This is a genomic window from Nitratidesulfovibrio vulgaris str. Hildenborough (assembly GCF_000195755.1).
Taxonomy (GTDB): Bacteria; Desulfobacterota; Desulfovibrionia; order Desulfovibrionales; family Desulfovibrionaceae; genus Nitratidesulfovibrio; species Nitratidesulfovibrio vulgaris.
Genome location: NC_002937.3, coordinates 2,725,659 through 2,742,904, shown reverse-complemented (window position 1 = coordinate 2,742,904; position 17,246 = coordinate 2,725,659). Strand labels below are relative to the sequence as shown.

Annotated in this window: 14 protein-coding genes; 2 read left to right on the top strand and 12 right to left on the bottom strand. The window is 62.8% G+C overall.

Features of this window, described 5'->3' with window-relative positions; translation table 11 throughout:
* Positions 1–334 precede the first annotated feature (334 nt).
* The 9 genes from DVU_RS12290 to DVU_RS12250 form a co-directional block, all read right to left on the bottom strand.
* Complete coding sequence (locus tag DVU_RS12290; RefSeq protein WP_010939890.1) at positions 335–1,147, bottom strand: hypothetical protein; 813 nt, start codon at positions 1,145–1,147, stop codon at positions 335–337.
* A 282-nt stretch (positions 1,148–1,429) separates the two neighbouring features.
* On the bottom strand, positions 1,430–2,662 hold the full coding sequence (locus DVU_RS12285; RefSeq protein ID WP_014524537.1) for an alpha/beta hydrolase family protein: 1,233 nt from the start codon (positions 2,660–2,662) through the stop codon (positions 1,430–1,432).
* Between the two features lie 28 nt (positions 2,663–2,690).
* Positions 2,691–3,419, bottom strand: coding sequence for a DUF3298 and DUF4163 domain-containing protein (locus tag DVU_RS12280; protein WP_010939888.1), 729 nt, complete (start codon positions 3,417–3,419; stop codon positions 2,691–2,693).
* Between the two features lie 332 nt (positions 3,420–3,751).
* Positions 3,752–4,972 (bottom strand): sodium:calcium antiporter, encoded by a 1,221-nt coding sequence (locus tag DVU_RS12275; RefSeq protein ID WP_010939886.1) that lies wholly within the window; start codon positions 4,970–4,972, stop codon positions 3,752–3,754.
* 371 nt (positions 4,973–5,343) lie between these two features.
* Positions 5,344–8,346, bottom strand: coding sequence for a PAS domain S-box protein (locus DVU_RS12270; RefSeq protein WP_010939885.1), 3,003 nt, complete (start codon positions 8,344–8,346; stop codon positions 5,344–5,346).
* Between the two features lie 17 nt (positions 8,347–8,363).
* Positions 8,364–9,212: an ectoine/hydroxyectoine ABC transporter substrate-binding protein EhuB gene (locus DVU_RS12265; RefSeq protein WP_010939884.1), complete on the bottom strand. Its 849-nt coding sequence runs from the start codon at positions 9,210–9,212 to the stop codon at positions 8,364–8,366.
* A gap of 602 nt (positions 9,213–9,814) precedes the next feature.
* A complete protein-coding gene (locus DVU_RS12260; protein ID WP_014524536.1) occupies positions 9,815–10,294 on the bottom strand; it encodes a tetratricopeptide repeat protein in 480 nt (159 codons plus the stop codon).
* Positions 10,295–10,506: 212 nt separating this feature from the next.
* Entirely contained in the window at positions 10,507–11,073 is a 567-nt protein-coding gene (locus tag DVU_RS12255; RefSeq protein WP_010939882.1) for a peptidase C39 family protein, read from the bottom strand.
* A 46-nt stretch (positions 11,074–11,119) separates the two neighbouring features.
* Positions 11,120–11,509, bottom strand: a complete 390-nt coding sequence (locus DVU_RS12250) for a PA2779 family protein (RefSeq protein WP_010939881.1) — start codon at positions 11,507–11,509, stop codon at positions 11,120–11,122.
* Between the two features lie 535 nt (positions 11,510–12,044).
* Between DVU_RS12250 and DVU_RS12245 the strand changes: the two genes are divergently transcribed.
* Together DVU_RS12245 and DVU_RS12240 are read left to right on the top strand one after the other, a co-directional pair.
* On the top strand, positions 12,045–13,604 hold the full coding sequence (locus DVU_RS12245) for a hypothetical protein (RefSeq protein WP_010939880.1): 1,560 nt from the start codon (positions 12,045–12,047) through the stop codon (positions 13,602–13,604).
* Positions 13,597–14,355, top strand: a complete 759-nt coding sequence (locus DVU_RS12240; RefSeq protein WP_014524535.1) for a hypothetical protein — start codon at positions 13,597–13,599, stop codon at positions 14,353–14,355. The genes DVU_RS12245 and DVU_RS12240 overlap by 8 nt, the downstream gene beginning before the upstream one ends.
* Before the next feature lie 33 nt (positions 14,356–14,388).
* On the opposite strand, the gene DVU_RS12235 is transcribed toward DVU_RS12240, so the two are convergent.
* From DVU_RS12235 to DVU_RS12225, 3 genes are read right to left on the bottom strand one after another with little or no spacing between them, the layout of a single operon-like run.
* Positions 14,389–15,120 (bottom strand): OmpA/MotB family protein, encoded by a 732-nt coding sequence (locus tag DVU_RS12235; RefSeq protein ID WP_010939878.1) that lies wholly within the window; start codon positions 15,118–15,120, stop codon positions 14,389–14,391.
* A gap of 26 nt (positions 15,121–15,146) precedes the next feature.
* On the bottom strand, positions 15,147–15,992 hold the full coding sequence (gene motA / locus DVU_RS12230; RefSeq protein WP_010939877.1) for a flagellar motor stator protein MotA: 846 nt from the start codon (positions 15,990–15,992) through the stop codon (positions 15,147–15,149).
* Between the two features lie 15 nt (positions 15,993–16,007).
* Positions 16,008–16,634 carry a hypothetical protein gene (locus DVU_RS12225; RefSeq protein WP_010939876.1) on the bottom strand — a complete coding sequence of 209 codons (627 nt, stop codon included), beginning with the start codon at positions 16,632–16,634 and terminating at the stop codon, positions 16,008–16,010.
* Between the last annotated feature and the right edge of the window lie 612 nt (positions 16,635–17,246).

The following is a 17,246-nucleotide window of genomic DNA, read 5'->3' as shown; positions in this document are numbered from 1 at the left end:
GTCATGACGTGCCCGCAGGATGGTTCGGATGCTGTCGTGTAACGCTGGTCAGCATCCGGCAATCAGGTGTGCAGGACCTTGCCTGAGACGTGGCGAGGATGCCGTGGGAACGGTGTCTTGAGGCCTGTACAGGGCGGTGAGGGGGGCGGTTGAGTGTATCACGGCTACCAAGACCGACCTGCGGGAGGGCCGCTGTGGCGTCAGGATGGCAGGGCGGGGGCTTCGGCCGGTAATGTCCGGACAGGACGCGGACATGGAGCCCGAAGCGGACTGCCGCCGTAACACCAAAAAAAAGCCCCGCGGTGCGGGGCTGTTAGGGGCATGAGAGAGACGACTAGGCGTTGATCAACACCAGAGGGGTCGTGATGCTCACCGGGCCGCCTTCGTTGTGGAGCACCTTGTGCTGCGGGTTCTTGCTGGCCTGACGAGTCTGGGCTGGCTTGCGCACCGCAGTCTTCTTCTGTTTGGCCTTTGCCTTCTTCGCCTTGATCTTGGGTGTGTTGTGACCAGAACCGTCATTCTTGACGGTCTCATCACCAAGGCCGAAAGGGGTCCACTCGGAAGGGGCGATGTCCATGCGTTCGAAGGAGCGTCCAGCTGCATAGATGACCGGGATGTTGCCGGACGATGTCGAGGCGACGAGCATGGTCGCGTTGGGCATCGGAGCGGCTACGGTCTCTATGGGCATGGGGCCTGGTTCACCCTTGGCGGGCATGGGGCGGGCATCTGTGGCGGATGCCGCGCTGGCGACGAGATGAGGCTGCGGTACCTCTTCGGCCTTCGAAGAGGCGTTGCCGCCCCGCAAGACGCGCAGGAAGTCGCTTCCCGTCTCCCCAACGAGAGCGACCATGGTCGCCCCGCCGCGGGTGGTGAGCAGACTCACGGGAACCGTACCGCCATGGATGCCTATGTAGGCAGGGCGTCCCCCAGCGGGCATGGCCTGCCATCCTTCGCCAGCGTGAACGACAGGGGGCACGTCATTGGCTGCCTGTGCTGCCCCGTTCGTGGTGGAGACGGCATCAGCCGGACCACCTGCCGGAATGGCGAGGGTGATTATCGAGAAAAAGAAAGCAAGAAGCATGGACGGCCTGAATGTGGTCTGGCCGCAGCATTTGCTGAACATCTTTGCTACCTTGACATCTTGCATGAAGTGGCGCGTTCCTTCGTGCGGAACACTTGTGGCACCTTGCCACGAGAGAGCATCTAGTGCTTCGTCTTCTCCATGTCAAGCGGCTTGGAAGGGCGGTGGAATGTGTTTTTTTGTCGAGAGAAATCAGCGTGTTGTGGGACTTCGTCAGCGGGGTGCCCTGCCGTGGGCGACTGGTGCGCCCCGCCATGCCGGACAATGCGGATGGTCTGGCAAAAAGATTTTTCATTCTAGCATGTTATACATTCTCAGCTGCGGTCGTGTGTCTAGAGAATCGCGATGTCAGGGCAGCGTGGCATTGGCGCGAGGTTTCGGACGGGGCTTGGCGCGCTTGCCCTTGGTGGCGTTCACCGCGGGTGGCGTTTCCGGTTGTGCCGGCTGCACCTCGGGCGTGGGGGGCGGCGCGGGCTGTGGTTCTTCAACGGGAAAGAACGCAGGGGTGTTGCCGAGGTGAGTCACGAGAAAACGCAGCAAGTGGCCGTTGAGCGTCATGTGGATGCGCTCTCGTGTCTCGGGGGAGACCCCGCCGCACACTTCGGGAAGAATCCCTTCCAGCTGAGGGGGGCAGGCGGCCATGAGCGAGAAGTGGTCAGCCTCGGCGAGAATGGCGAACTCGGGCGAAGGGGTGAGGGCACTCCGGATGGCGTCGGCATGGAAAGGGGCTCGGTTGACCTCGTCCTGTCCCGCCTTGATGATGCTGACGGGGATGTTCACCGCGCTCATGCTGCTGCGCGAAAACAGCATGCCGTAGGCGGGGGCGACGGCGACGGCCGCGCGGACGCGAGTGTCGCGCAGGACCGGAAGCGTCTTGAGCGACTTGAGGTCGTCGCGCAGGGCGTCAAGCCGCGCACGGGCCCACGGCGAGCAATAAGGGTCGCCTTGCGACGCCCTCTCGCAGTAGTCTGTCCACCCTGCCCCGTCAGGTATGCCCCCTGCCAGCATGAGTGCTGTCGTTCCACCCACGCCGAAGCCGACGGCTGCGATGCGCCCGGGGTCGATCATCTCCAGCATGGCGGGGTCGCGCAGCAGGTGGTCGAGCAGCTGGCTGACCTGTCTGGGGCGCTGCACCAGTTGGCGCAGGGTGAACAGGGCGGATGTGTCGTCGATGTTGTCACCGGGATGGGTGATGGCCGCCACGACGAAACCATTGGCAGCGAGTTCTGCCGCAGTGTCGTGGTGTGAGAACCTTGAACCGCCCGTGCCATGCGAAAGAAGGATGAGCGGGAACCGTCCCGGCACGGGTTTGCCGTTACGGGACACCTCGAGCGTCCACTCATAGATGCGGAACTCGCTAGGTACGCGGATGGACGGATACCAGACGGCGACATCCATGCGCTCGTCAGTTTCGGGAAGCCATAGCCCCATCGTCTTGAAGCCGGGGTGCATGTTCGCCGTGGCGTGTGTGGGCGCATGCAGCAGCACGAGCCAGAAGGCGAGGGCCATGACGAAGCCGCGCAGGCAGTCGGAGGCGAGGCAACCCTTGCAGGACGATGACGTGATGATGCGCGCGAACATGGAGGGCGATGATGGAATACGGTGGCTGCTACCGTCCCCAGAGGGCGGCGCGGGGTTCTGCATCGGCGAGGTCTTCAAGGGGCATGTCCACATGCTGGGGACCGGCTGCCCATGGTGCGACCTGATACGGCTGGAAGTGGATGCGGATACCGCCGGGGATGAGCGCGATACTGGCGTAGTTGTCCACGTCAGGGGTGGTGCCGCTACGAAGCATGTCTTCGACGTGCATGTCGCCGAGTGTGGCAGAGAGGCGTGCATAGGCATAGGCGGACATGCGGGCGAGGGCTGTCTCCGGGTCGGCGAAAAGGTTCTCCAGCGAGAGTCGCCGGGCGTCGCGCAGGTCGTACGAAAGCGTGATGAGGTCGAGGTTGCCGTGTGCACCGCCGGTATACGTGTACACGTCGAATGTGATGCTGAGGGCCACGTCCGAAGGGTGTGAGACGGTATAGCCGACCTTGAGCGTGCTCTTGAAAGGCAGCGGCTGCTCTTCTTCGATACCGGCACGGAAGGCATCGACAAGGTGGTGGGCCCACTGGCGGATGTCGGCGGTCACGGCTGCATTGTCGAAGGTCGGGTAGCTGACGTCGATGTCGGTGCGCTCGTCATGGATGTTGAAGCTGCCTTCTTCCTGTCCGGGGGCCGCTTTGGCCGGTGGCTGTGCGGGCTGGTCCGATGGTTGCGCGAACGCTCGTACGTCGGGGAAACACAGCATGGCATGAAGCGCAAGGGCGGCGAGGCAGATGACGAATCGGCGCATGGAACCTCCGTAACGCATGACTGCGCTGCCATGCCATATCATGCCGCCCTGATGACGCCAAGTCTTTGCAATAATGAATATAACATTCTGTTATTGTTGAAAAGTTGTGGTGGCGCTCGCCGTGCCTCGTGGGCGTTGCCCAGTGTCGTGCCCGGCACCTTGCCAAGAAGATTCGGCTGCGGTCGTGCTTTCGGGGGCGGTGCGCATGAGGGCGGGTGAGGTGGAACAGGTGTTGTGGCGTCGGCTGGTGGTCATGCCGTCGGCGTCTGGGCGGTTATGGCCGTGCGGGGGGATTGCTCCCCCCGCACCTTACTGTAGGACCGTGAAGGGCGTCAGACCTTGAGGCCTTCGCGCAACTGCAACAGGCGGCCGGGGCGGTAGAGCATCATGCCGAGGGCAAGGGCGATGTAGAGGCCGCTGTACACGATGTGCAGCCCGTCGGGCATGTGGGGGATGCCAAGCAGGTTCTCCACATAGGGTTCATACAGCGGTGCCGCGAACTGGCCGATGAAAAGCGCCAGCAGCACGAGGGCCCCGCGAAGCCCGAGACGCATGCGCGCGAGGAGCACCACGGCGAAAAGCGACTGTGCGGCGGTGAGCAGCAACTCGTGCATCTGGTGGTCGTCCATGGGCATGGGCGGGTTGATGGACCCGGAGGATACGGCGAAGACGCCGGGTATCATGCCGACGAGCAAGGTCCACTGGTTGAGCTTCGACGAGATGAGGCTGCCAAGGGCCAGACTTGCCTGACCGCGGGTGGCGAACATGATGGCGACGATGAACTCCGGCGCTTCGGACGCGATGGGTGCGAGCCACTGCACCAGAAGGAACTCGTTGATGCCGAGCACCTTGCCGGAGGCCACGAGGCTTTCGCTGAACAGTTCCGCGTCGCAGAGGATGACACCGGCGGCAAAGAGGAAGAGCCCCAGCGTGGTGAGACGGCGCGTGTTGCGGGGCAGATGGGCGAGGGCTTCCGCCGGGCCTTCTACCTCGCAGTCGGTGCAGGGGCGCTTTGAGGCGATGCGGATGTACCAGACGTAGAGGCTGACGAGAATGACACCATCGTACCATTCCAGCGTGCCCTTGAGCGGGATGACCAGCGCGTAGGCGGTGGCAAGTGCGAGGAACAGCAATTCGGACCGGCGTTCCTCTTCAAGCTGCACCGCCTTGCGGAAGCGCAGCGCGTAGAGGATGGCGATGGCACTCCAGCCGATGCCGATGAGCAACCGGTTGGCCCCTGTCATGTTGGCGATGGCATAGTGCGCGTAGTTGCTTTCGGGGTGTTGCCCCGCCATCCATGTGAAGTACATGTCCACGGCGTACTCGGGCAACACGGCGATGAGTGCGACCACGGCTAGGGCCAGAGTCTGCGGGATGTCCATCTGGGCCACTTCGCAGGCCCACATGAGCATGAACGACGCCCCGAGAATGGCGAGGCCCGTGAGAGAGGCCATGAGCAGGGGACTGATGTCCGGATGGACGACGCGTAGCAGGATGCCGGGGATGGTGGCCGCGATAGCCACGATGAACGGAACGGATTCTCTGAAAGTCATTTCGCCACTCCTGAAAGTGAGTCTTCCGGAGGCCCGCACGCAAAAAATAAAGCGAGACCTCCGGCATTGCTGCCATGAAGGTCTCGCTAATCGTCAGAATCGGGATTCTTACGACGGCAACGCCAGACGGTCTCCCGTCAGGCTGTTGACGTTGCCTGGGCTAGCTACTCCCCTTGCGTGAATGGGCGATTACGCCCCCCGTGCCCTGTTGTCAAGCATGAGAAAGGGGGGGCCGTCAGCGGGCGACGTTGCCCGGAGTGCGACGCCGTCTGCCCCCTTCGCAGCTTCCACGATGGCGTTCGTGTGAGCGTCGGCAAAGGGTGCAGTGCCGCAGTCGGGGCTGTTTCAGGTGCGGGGGGACTGGGCGTGCCTCAGGGCCCTCTCCGGGTACGCAAGCGTATGGAAGAGGCTATCGCCTGCGCAAGACTCTCGAGTGTCGCCGGTTTGGTGACGTAGGTATCCATGCCGCTTGCCAGGCACATCTCCCTGTCCCCTTCCAGCGCATGCGCAGTCATCGCCACTACGGGCGTTGCGGCCCTTGCGGTATAGCGGCCATCGCTTCTGAGCCGTTGTGTGGCCTCTATACCGTCCATGATGGGCATCTGCACATCCATGATGATGCAGTCGAAGCTGTCCGACAGCGCTGCAGCCAATCCTTCCTGTCCGTTCGCGGCGATGGTGACGCGCGCACCCGATTTGCGGAGAAGGCCCGCAGTCGCCAGCTGGTTGACGGGGTCATCCTCGACAAGCAGCAGGTTCAGGCCGTGCAGCGCGGCTGGGTCCCCAAGCGCCATGGGGAGACCTGCCTCCGGTGTCTCGCCGGACGTTTCGGGCTTGTCGCCTGAATCCGGGGCGCAGGTGCGGAAGGGCAGCGACAGGTGGATGCGTGTTCCCTCGCCTTCGGCACTGTCAATGCACAGTGCCCCTCCCATGGCAATGACCAGACGGCGTACGATGGAGAGTCCCAGTCCTACCCCGCCCTGACGGCGCACGTGGCTGCCGTCCACCTGATAGAAGGGGTTGAAGATGTCGCGCATCGCCCCCTGCGGAATCCCGATGCCGGTGTCTTCTACGGATATGAGGAGCAACTGGCGCATGCCCCCGTGGATGGCAAGCTCGTCGAGTCGTACATGTATGTGGCCTTTCTCTGTGAATTTGAGCGCGTTACCCACGAGGTTGAAGAGAATCTGGCGCAGTCGCCCGCCATCCAGAAGGATGTGCTGTGGAAGACCGGGAGAGATTTCGAGAGCGAGTTCCACCTGACTCGACCGCGTGCCGAGGGTGAAGAGGTCCTTGATGGCGTCGAGAAGTTCGGAGGGTGTCACGCATTCATCGCGCAGCACGAGCCCCCCCGCTTCAATCCGCGAAAGGTCCAGCACATCCGAGAGAAGCTGGCTGAGCCTGCCGGACGAGGATATGGCGTTGGAGACATACTGTTTCTGCTCGTCATCGAGGGGGGTGCTCACGAGAAGCTGCATCATGCCCATGATGCCGTTGAGCGGCGTTCGAATCTCATGGCTCATGTTGGCGAGGAACTCTGTTTTCGCCGCGTTCGCAGACTCTGCCGCTTTCTTGGAGCGTTGCAGCGCCCGCATGGTCTCGGACTGGACCGTCACATCCACTGCGGCGAGCATGGTGATGTGCCTGCCATCCGGCATGGCGCCGAGTTCGATCATGCTCACGTTCCATGTGCGTAGCGTGCCGTCACTGCACCGGATGTTCTGCTCTCCGTCCGTGCTGCGTGCTTGCCCTGAAAAACGGCTCTCCGGGTCGATTTCGGGGTCTGAAAGATCTTTCCATCGATGGATGGTCGGCACTTGCGAAGGTTCATACCCCGTCAGAAGGCTCCACTGCCTGTTGAGCATGAGTACATCGCCCCGGGCATCATGCAGGAGCACGGGAAAGGGGGCTTCATCGAGCGCCGTCCTGAACCTGTGCTCGCTCTCGGCGAGTTTGCGTTTGAAACGGTATTGCTGGGTCACATCGGTGAACACCATCACGACGCCTGACATCTCGCCGGAAGCATCGTGGATGGGGGCGGCACTGTCGGCAATCTGGAATTCGCGTCCGCTGCGCGAGACCAGGGTGGTGTCGTTGGACAGGGAGACTGTTCGACCTGTCCGGAGTACTTCCTCCACCGGAGAAGGGAGAGATTGCTTCGTCGTGGCGGAGATGATGACGAAGACCGCGGAGACGGGCTTCCCGATGGCGCTGGATTGTGTCCAGCCCGTGAGCTTTTCGGCGACCGGGTTCATCAGGGTCACTCGTCCGTCCCTGTCGGTCGCGATGACGGCGTCGCCGATCGACGAGAGTGTCACGGCAAGGTTTTCGCCGCTGGCACGCGCAGACTCTTCCGAGAGTTTCTGGGCCGTGATGTCGGTGTGTGTGCCTATGAACCGGACAGGGTTGCCCTCCGCGTCACGAGCGACGACCCTGCCTCTGTCGAGTATCCAGCATGCCGTCCCGTCCTTGCGCAACATGCGGTATACGTGTTCATACTGGTCTGTGCCTCCAGAGAGGCACCTGTTGATCGTCGCTAGTGCCGTATCGATGTCTTCAGGGTGGGCAAGGGATCGCCACGTCTCGAAGTCGTTGACCAGTTCGTCGTCATTGAAGCCGAGCATCTCTTTCCATTTTCGGGAAAGAAAGAGGGTTCCCTTCGCCAGATTCCAGTCCCATACTCCATCTCCCGCCCCTTCGAGCGCGAAGTTCCAGCGTTCTTCACTTTCCCGAAGTTGTTCGGCTGCAGACCTGAACCGTTCAGCAAGCCCGTGCAACTGGAACCCGAGGAACATCACAACGACTATCCAGAGCGACATGAGCCCTATTCCGGACTGCATCAGGCGTTGGGCCCGGCTGTCGAACGCCTTGTCGAAGCTTCTCTGGAGCTTCTCGTAATTGACATGGAGTGCATCGAAGTCGTTGCGTTGCGAGATGATGCGCATCGTGTTCGGAGTCGATGCGTCACGGATGCGCGCGTACGTGGCGGTGCTGACTTCGTTGATGGCATCGACGAACGCGAGGGCATCGTCCTTCGTCTGTATGAGGCCTGTGTCGAGAGAGAAGAGTGCGCTCCTCGTCCGCAGTATTCTTACGGCGTCCTGGATACGTTCGGCAGCCTGCCTGAAATAGGCGGTCTGAGCGCCCGGACGCCCGCCGGATTCTCCGGCGAGAAGGCGTTCAGCCTCCATCTGGCCCCGGTAGAGGTCGGACCATGCCAGACGCATGTCCTGTGACAGCGGCGCATACTGTTGCAGTGTCAGGTACCACGAGCCGCTGAGCCACGCCATGATGCAGGCGGTCACGGCGAAGAGGGCGATACCGAGCCCCATGTTGCGTTTCTTGCCGCTGAGTATGGCTACAGGGTGTGCCATCTTTTTTTCCCGGTGGTTTATCGCGTCTGGGGTACGGCTGATCTGTCGAATCCGAAACGCGATATCATTTCGATGTGCTCTTGCGTCCCCAGATACCCGGCAAGTGCTGCATCGAAGGCCTGCCTCAATGATGTGTCATCGAGGCGGAACCCGAACGCGCAGTGCTCCTCGGGTGGGGCCTCTCCGGGGGTGAACCCCGCAATGGCTTCGAACTCGGATGGAGATGACGCGACCATGAAGCTCACGGTCGGCGCAGAGAGGGCGATTGCCTGTATGGCGTTGTCGTGTAGCGCGGTGAGCGCCTCTTGAGGTGTCTGCACGATGACCATGGCGGAAGATGAGGCCCCGGATGCCAGCAGATAGCCCTGTTCGACGGAGCCGTTCAGTACCGCCACCCTCACCCCCGAACCAGCTTTGAATGCCCCGTAGCCGTCTATCTTGTGCGGGTTGCCGCGCTGTACCAGAAGCCCCGGGTGAACCGTGGTGGTGGGCTGTGAGAAGGCGATGCGCTTTATGCGCTTCGGGGTGATGAACATGCCGGAGGCGATAACGTCTATTTCGCCTGCGACGAGCGCATCGATGAGCCTGTTGAAATCGCACAGGACGAAGCGGGTAGAGCGGACACCCGCTCTGCGGGCCACGATGCGCGCCAGTTCGGGAGATTCGCCTGTCACGTTGCCATTCTTGTTCACGAAGGCATAGGGAGGCTCAATGGCATACCCGATACGGATGGTGTCGCGCCATGATTCGGACTGGTCTGTATGGAGCAGGGGAAGCAGTGCTGAAGTCACGAAAAGCAGGCTCATGCCGCCGACTGCCAGCGCGAGCACCGAAACCCACCGAGGTACGCGTATTCTGGCGGGCATTCTCTCCTCCTGACCGATGTGCGATGCCGTTCCGCGAATCCTATGGTGAAGAAGCCGTGAGGGGCTATGATATGTTGTACCGACACTGGATACTGCATGGCAGAGGCCAGACGATTGCAGCAGTGGTGGGAGGCATGGGAGGGGGCGATGTATGCCATGGCATCTGCCGCAGCTGTCTGCGGATGGCAGCAGGCGCTTGATGATGCGTGGCGGCAGCCTGTCATCCCATATGCAATCGGATGGCATACCCGCAGGTCGGGGCGCGAGAGCCACAGATGGCATAGCCGCCCCCACGATGCCCACGAGACATCAGGTCGCCGGAACATGTCCGGGAGGTGCGCATGGCTGCCACGTGATGCGGGAAGCGCGTCAGGAGACGCCTGCCACGCACGCAACACACGAACGCGAACAATCCCTCCAGGTTGCCTTACAGAGGGCGTGCCTGCCGATGCTGCGGTTCCTGTTCGCATCGGGTTCCCGGTGCACAGGTGCCTGTACGACGTGTCGCTGCCGGCACATGGGGTGGGGGGGCGGTCTGTCTCAGGCACAAGGCGCACCCTGCACTGGCACCCCGCACTGGCGTACGGCCCTGGTGCACGGCCCTAGCGTGCTGCACGGATACGCTTCAGGGTATCCTCGAAGCTGCTGCGCTGTTCGGGCGTGGCGTGTTCGACGGCCCTTTGCGCAAGGCGTTCGGCTTCGTCCAGAGATCGATTCTCCTGTAAGAGCAACCACGCGAGGTTGTTGCACACGGTGGGGTCGTCGGGCAGCCCGGCAAGGGCCTTGCGGTAGTGAGCCTCGGCTTCGCGCGTCTCACCCCTGGAGAACAGCAGATTGGCGAGATACAGATGCCCCTGCGGAACGTCTCGTGCCGCTTCGGTGTATTCCCGGCGGGCAAGGTCGGTCTCTCCCTTCTGCTCATAGGCGAGGCCGAGTTTGAGGTGTTCTTCGGCGGTGAGGGGGTCTTTGTACACCCCCACGCGGGGCAGGGCGCAGCCGCCGAGCATGACGGTCAGCATGGCGACCAGCAGGAGGAGGGGCATCGGACGTGGCAGACGGCGGAGTGAAGCGGCGTTGTGCATGGTGCTCCTTGCTGTGAGGCTGGGGATGCGGCGGACGTGCGCCCCGTCAGCGGACCAGTCGCGCGGCATCGGGGTATGCTGAAGATGACATGGGCACTGGCGCGGGTGATGGCACTGCCAGTGCCAGGCGCTGTGCACTGTCCACGGAAGTGTATCGTTGCTGCGGGATGTCTTGCAACAGGCGCAAAGGCCTGTCGGGTATGGTCGCGCTGTCAGGGGCGTTCGACCCGTAGCGTCCAGCGGCCCGCCCTGTCCCATGTGGGGATGAAATCGCTCCATGGCAGACGCTGCCCCCGGGTGCGCCCGGAATTGACGATGACGGCGTCGGGGGCATAGCCCGCCACGACCATGAAATGATAGCTGCTCACCGGCCCTACGCCGTTGTCGACCATGACCACAAGGGGGATGTCGGCATCGACGGCAGCCATGAGGTCTGCAACGCTTCCCTCGTAGAAGCGACTCTTGAGGCCCACCGTGCGCGGATAGAGGGCAAGGTCGAGAGAGAGTGTGCCGTGCAGGTCCTTGCGGAAGATGGCGTCGGCGATGGTGTCGGGTGCGACCTCGTAGCCGAGGTGGTTCATGACGCCAGCCAGCGACGCCGGACCGCACTGGTAGGTCTCTTGCGGATGGAAGGGGAGCCCCTCGATGAGGTGTGACGTCGCAGGGCGATGCAAGTCGGGCGCGGGCAGTCTTGGCCCGGGCATGCAACCCGTGGCCAGAAGGCAGCAGAGAAGGCCGGATATGAGGGCCCGGAGGCCGTGGAGAGTGTGTGTCGTCATGCAAAGCACCCTCTGCGGGCCGGGGCCCGCAGAGGGGAGGAGACTCTTACTGGATGACCACGCGGCGGTCGGAGAAGTGCAGGATGAGCACGACCAGAAGAACCACGACGAGGATGGCGATGACGATACCCACGCCGTCGCCGCCGGGATTGAGGGCGTCTATCTGCTTGGCGACGCTGTGGACTTCGTCGTCGGAGAGCATGGCAAGGCGCTGGTTGACTTCATCGGCACTGTAGCCGAGGGCCTGCAGGCGTTCGGCCACCATCTTGTTCTCGAGTGCCTTCTGGATGGTGTCGACGTCGGCGGTGCGCTGTTCGGCCATCATCCCGGCGTTGGGCACGAACGCGGCCTCCACGCGGGGTACGAAGCTGAGCAGGCCCATGACGGCCACCATGACCATAGCGATGTGGCGCAACATACGCCAGTTCTGGATCATGAACATGTACTCCTCCATGGCGGGGGGGATTCACCGCGTTACGCGAGGCACCCGGTGCCTTGCTGCGAGAGCGGCTCTAGAAAGTTTCAAGACAGATAGCAAAGGTCGGGGCGTCTTACAAGACGTGCGCGGGGGAAATACGTGAGGTCTCGCCGGTAGATGGGAAGGGGCCGCCATCCATCTCCGGCGGGGTGCGTCCGGGGCCCTCGCGTTTCAGGTCGCATGCCCCGGCGTCAGATAGGCTCATCCTCGTCAGGCCCATTGGCGGCAGGTCCTCGTGCGATTCGTCTTCGGGGCCTGCGTGCCCGGTGATGTCGGTCATGTGTCCCGGCGCGGGGCCCTTGCCCTGTTGCTGTCCACCCCCGTTCCATCGTGGCGGGATACCTCTCCCATACACTTCCGGTCATCCTTTCACCTTCTGTTCATGATCACCCGGGGTAGCACCACGTCGGACGCACGGTCGGTTCATGCGGGGCGAAGGCCTCGCAGTGCCACCGCGCATGGTCGCCGCTGTTACGGCGTTGAAGGAGATGACATGCCGGAAAAGGCGCGTCGTCGTGCACGGGAGATGTACGACGACCTCATGGCCGAGGGAAGGGCGCAGGGTGAACAGGGGCTTGCCGGCGTCATGGCCGAACTTGGGCGGCGCGACCTGTTCTTCTTGCTGACACGCCTTCTCGGGCGTGACGACATGGATAACGACTGGGCCTTCGAGCGTTGTGCCGAAGTGCAGGCGGCCCCGGACGGTCGTCTGGACCTGTGGGCCCGCGAGCACTACAAGTCCACCATCATCACGTTCGGTCAGACCATCCGTGACATCCTTCTGGACCCGGAAGTGACGGTGGGCATCTTCTCCCACAGCCGCCCTGTGGCGAAGGACTTCCTCAATCAGATCAAGCTCGAGTTCGAGCGCAACGTATGGCTGCGTCGCTGCTATCCCGATGTGCTGTGGGACTCGCCCCGGACGCAGGCTCCGGTCTGGTCTCTGGACAAGGGCATCGTGGTGCGGCGGCGCGCCAACCCCAAGGAGGCCACCGTGGAGGCGTGGGGACTGGTGGACGGTCAGCCCACCGGGAAGCACTTCAGCCTGCTGGTCTATGATGACGTTGTCACCCGCGAGTCGGTCTCTTCGCCCGAGATGATCGCCAAGGTGACGGAATGCTGGGCCCTTTCGCTCAACCTCGGAGCGCGGGGCGGCAGACGCCGTATCATCGGCACCCGCTACCATTTCAACGACACCTATCGCGCCATTCTGGAGCGCGAGGCGGCCGTACCACGCGTGCATCCCGCCACGGAAGACGGTACGGCGGAGGGCAGGCCGCTTCTGCTCTCGCCCGACGCCCTCGCCGAAAAAAGGCGTGCCATGGGGCCCTATGTCTTCGGCTGCCAGATGCTATTGAACCCGGTGGCAGATGCCACACAGGGGTTCCGGTCGTCGTGGCTTCGCTACTGGCGCCGCCCCCCGTCCCTGTCCTCCTCCGGGGCCTCATCGCTGCCGGGAGAAGTGTCAGGCACCTCGAACATGAACCTGTATCTGCTGGTCGACCCGGCAGGAGAGCGCAAGAGGGATAGCGACTATACGGTGATGCTCGTGGTGGGACTCGGGGCCGACGGCAACCACTACCTTGTCGACGGACTGCGGGACAGGCTCAACCTCACGGGCAGGGCCGCCGCCCTGTTACGTCTCCACCGGCAGTACAGGCCGCTGAAGGTGGGCTATGAACGCTACGGCATGCAGGCCGATATCGAGCATATCCGCACGGAACAGGCCCGCTGCAACCATCGCTTCGACATCGTGCCGCTTGGGGGTGCCATGCCCAAGAACGACAGGATACGGCGACTCGTCCCCCTGTTCGAACAGGGGCGTCTCTACCTTCCGGACGTCTGTCCCTTCGTCGATGCAGAAGGGCGGGTGCGCGACCTTGTCAGGGAGTTCGTCGACGACGAGTTCATGGCGTTTCCGGTGGCGCGGCATGACGACATGCTCGATTGCCTCGCGCGCATCACCGACCCCGCCCTAGGGTGTGCCTTTCCTGTGTGGGATGCGGCAGAACCTGCTGCCATCGGCAATATGGAGTATCCGCTCTATGGTTGAGAACGGCAGTTGCGGCGTTGCAGGGGCGGAACGCGGGGGTGAAAGGGCCGCGGTCGGTACGGGACTTCGGCTTGTGCGCTATATGCCGGACGCCGCAGGCACCGCAGGCGACGGGGGCGGCGAACAGCCAGCTGGCCGCAAAGATCGTGGCGGACGGCCCCCCGGAGAGGACGGGCGCATCGTGCGGCTGCCCGGAAGGCAGGATGACGGCGGGACCGGTACGGCAGGCACCGACGACTTCGGCATCGACGGGTTGCAAGGGCTGTGGACGCGTCTGGTGGAGGACGACCTCGTGCGGGTCGTCTTCCACGATGGGGGCGTCACCGACTTTGGCGCCTTTGCGCGTCTGCTGGCGCCTGAAAGGGCATGGCTCTATCGTGTCGACGCACACGCAGTGCCGCAGGGCTTCTTCTGGTGCAACGGGTTCAGCGGCAGGGCGGCGCAGGTCCACTTCTGTTTCTTCCGGAACGGGATGTCCGCCGCACGCGCCGCCGGGGCCATGGCGCTGACGTTCCTTCTCGCGCCGCAGTGTGCGGATGCCCCGCTCGATACGTTGCTGGGCGTCACACCTGCCCCGTATCGCCATGCCCTGCGTCTTGCGGCAGACCTCGGTTTCTCTCGTCTTGGTGTCGTGCCGGCTGGCACGCGCCTCGCCCCCGGCACTCCGGGCGGGGGCGAGGCCGGACGTGTGGTCGATGTGGTGCTCACGGTCCTGACGCGCGATGCGTTCCGCACCATGACGACGTCATGACCGTGCTGTGGGGGTGGCGGCGGGGCGGCAGGCTCAATACACAACGCTGTAGGACATGACCTCGGGGCGGTGGAAGTAGAATTCCACCCGGCGGTTCTTGGCCCTGCTGTCCGGGGAAGTGTTGGGTTCGAGGGGGCGGGTGTCGGCGTAGGCGATGCTGCGCAGGCGGGTCGGTTTGATCTCGCCGTGGGTGATGATGTACCGCACGGCAGCTGCGGCGCGGGCACCGGAGAGTTCCCAGTTGGAGGGGTAGATGCTGTTGCGGGGTTCGCCGCTGTCGGTATGCCCCCGAACCACGAGGTACAGGTTGTATTCCTTGAGGATGCGGATCACATCATCAAGAACCTTGGCTCCTTCGGGGGCAAGTTCTGCGGAACCGGGGGCGTACATGATGTCGGAGTTGACGCGAAGCTGGACGCCCACGTCGTCGGCACTGATGCCGCTGGCACTCTGGGGCGTGGCATCCGCCATGAGCATCTGCCGCAGTTTCTGGGCGATGGCATAGTGCGAGCGTTCGACTTCGGTGATCTTGAAGTCGCGGGTGTCGAGTTTGTCGGTACTCTGCACGAAGGGGTTGTTGGCCACCGGCGAGACGTTGTTCGACTGCATCTTGGCCGCGTCGCTTGAAAAATACCCTGCAAGGCCTTCCTTGGTCTCCTTTGACGTCATGTTGAGAATCCACATGAGCAGAAAGAAGGCCATCATCGCCGTCACGAAGTCGGCGTAGGCCACCTTCCATGAACCGCCACCCTTGCCGCCACCCATGCCAGTCTCCTTGGTGCTTCAGGGCATCAGCCCTTCAGCTTTTCTTCCATTTCGGCGAACGTGGGACGGAAGGCGTGCGGAATGGCGCGTCTGCCGTATTCCACGGCGATGATAGGCGTGGAACCGCGTATGGCGGCTGCCACGCCTTCCTTGATGACGTTGTAGTAGGCGTGCATCTCGTGGGCGTGGTTCTCCAGTTTCGCGGCCATGGGGCCGAAGATGCCGTAGCAGAAGAGAATACCCACGAATGTGCCGACGAGGGCCGCGCCGATGTGGTGGCCGAGGATTTCGGGCGGTTCGTTGATCATGCCCATGGTGAGCACGACGCCCAGAACGGCGGCGACGATACCCATGCCGGGCAACGATTCAGCCATGCGGTTCACGGCCCCCGGCGCCACCATCTCCTCTTCGTGCATCGACTCCATGTCGATCTTCATGAGGCTTTCGATGTCGCTGGGGTCGCCGGTGGTGAGGTAGACGCGCAGCGTGTCACCTATGAAGTGCACGATATGCTTGTCCTTGGAGATGGAAGGGTACTTCGTGAAGATGGCGCTCGATTCGGGCTTTTCGATGTCCTGCTCGATGCTGATGACACCTTCGCGATGCATCTTCGAGAACAGCGAGTTGAGCAGCGCCAGCGTCTCAAGGTAGCGGGCCTTGTTCATGCCGGGGTCGCCGAAGATGTGCTTGATGTTCTTGATGACCAGCCCAAGCGTGTACTTGGTTTGCGACGCGAGGAAGGCCCCCATGGCGGCGCCGAGGATGATGATCATTTCTGCGGGCTGCACGAGCACGGCGAGGTTGCCGTTGGCTATCAGGTAGCCCCCGATGATGGAGCCGAAGACGACGACGAGACCGATTATGATGAACATGCCTGCGACCGTTGGCTAGCGTTTGTCGTCGGATGCCCTGCATGAGGCACCCTGATCTGCGATTTCCGAAAGAAGTTGCTCCATGTCGAGCCCCGGTGTTGCGGGTGGCAGCATGCCGCGTCCCATGCGGGTCATATCGTCGCACCAGCGTGTGAGTTCACGAACGCCGAAGCGGGCCACGTCGAACATGCGTATGGCCTTGGAGGTGCGTTCGGGGGTGCCGCGTTGCGTGATGCGCAGCCCCATATGCAGCCTGTCTCCGTGTTGCGCCAGATGCACCGCCCGTGCCCCGAGGAAGAGACAGTAGCGAGGATTCTCGCGGTTCACGGCAGGCGAATGCAATTTGATGTAGACATAAAGCGACCGGTTCCGCAACTGCTCCCCTCCGGGAAGGACCTGCGGGACGAATGAAAAACCGAGACCGCGTGTCGAGACGTCTTCGAGGCGCACCCCGTGCAGTTCACTTGATGCCACGAAATCGGGCGCGCCAAGGCAGTCCAGCGTCACGATTGCACTGGTTCCCATGTTCGGGCGTAGCCACAGGGCCACTTCGCGTAAAAAGCCCGCGGGCGCGTCCACCCGGTAGCAGGCGCGACGTTCCGGGCCACTTTTCGCAGTGGTCGACACGGCATCCATACGCATCTCGTTTCCCCCTCAATAGTTGAGCATAGACGAGATTCACGTTCGTGAAAAGTCATACGGACAGGGCTTTTCCGGTCATCTGCCCGCCCTTGCGATGTTGCGGGCCCTGTCAGTGCCCGTTGTTGACCGTCCGGCTAGGTTCTGGGGGTGCTGTGACGAGCATGAAAACATATTCATGCTCGTTTTTTTGCATGCGGTACAGGGCCACCGTCTCATCCGGGGCGGTGTGGCAGGGTACCCCGTCTTGCGGCCCTTCGCGGACATGACCCGGTCTTGCGACGGTACGCCGCCTTTCCCTGCCGCATGTGGCATCGTTTTGCAGCGTAATCCGGCTTCCTTGATCCAATCCCGCATCGCCCCGTGACTCGTCTCCTGCCTGCACGGCGAGGTACGGCCCTCCCCGAGTCATTTCGCACTGGTACCCTCCGTGGTGTCATCCGTGTGCACCCATGCCTCGCCGCCTGTCCTCCTCTTGTGTCTCTGCCCCGTCCACCCGCCTGACACCATGCCGGGAACATGTTCCGACCCCTCGCCCACCCGCACTCCGTCCATTTCCGCCAGATGGGAGTGGTAGGCCCGTTCACGTGACGCACACCGAAGCGGTCGGTGGCG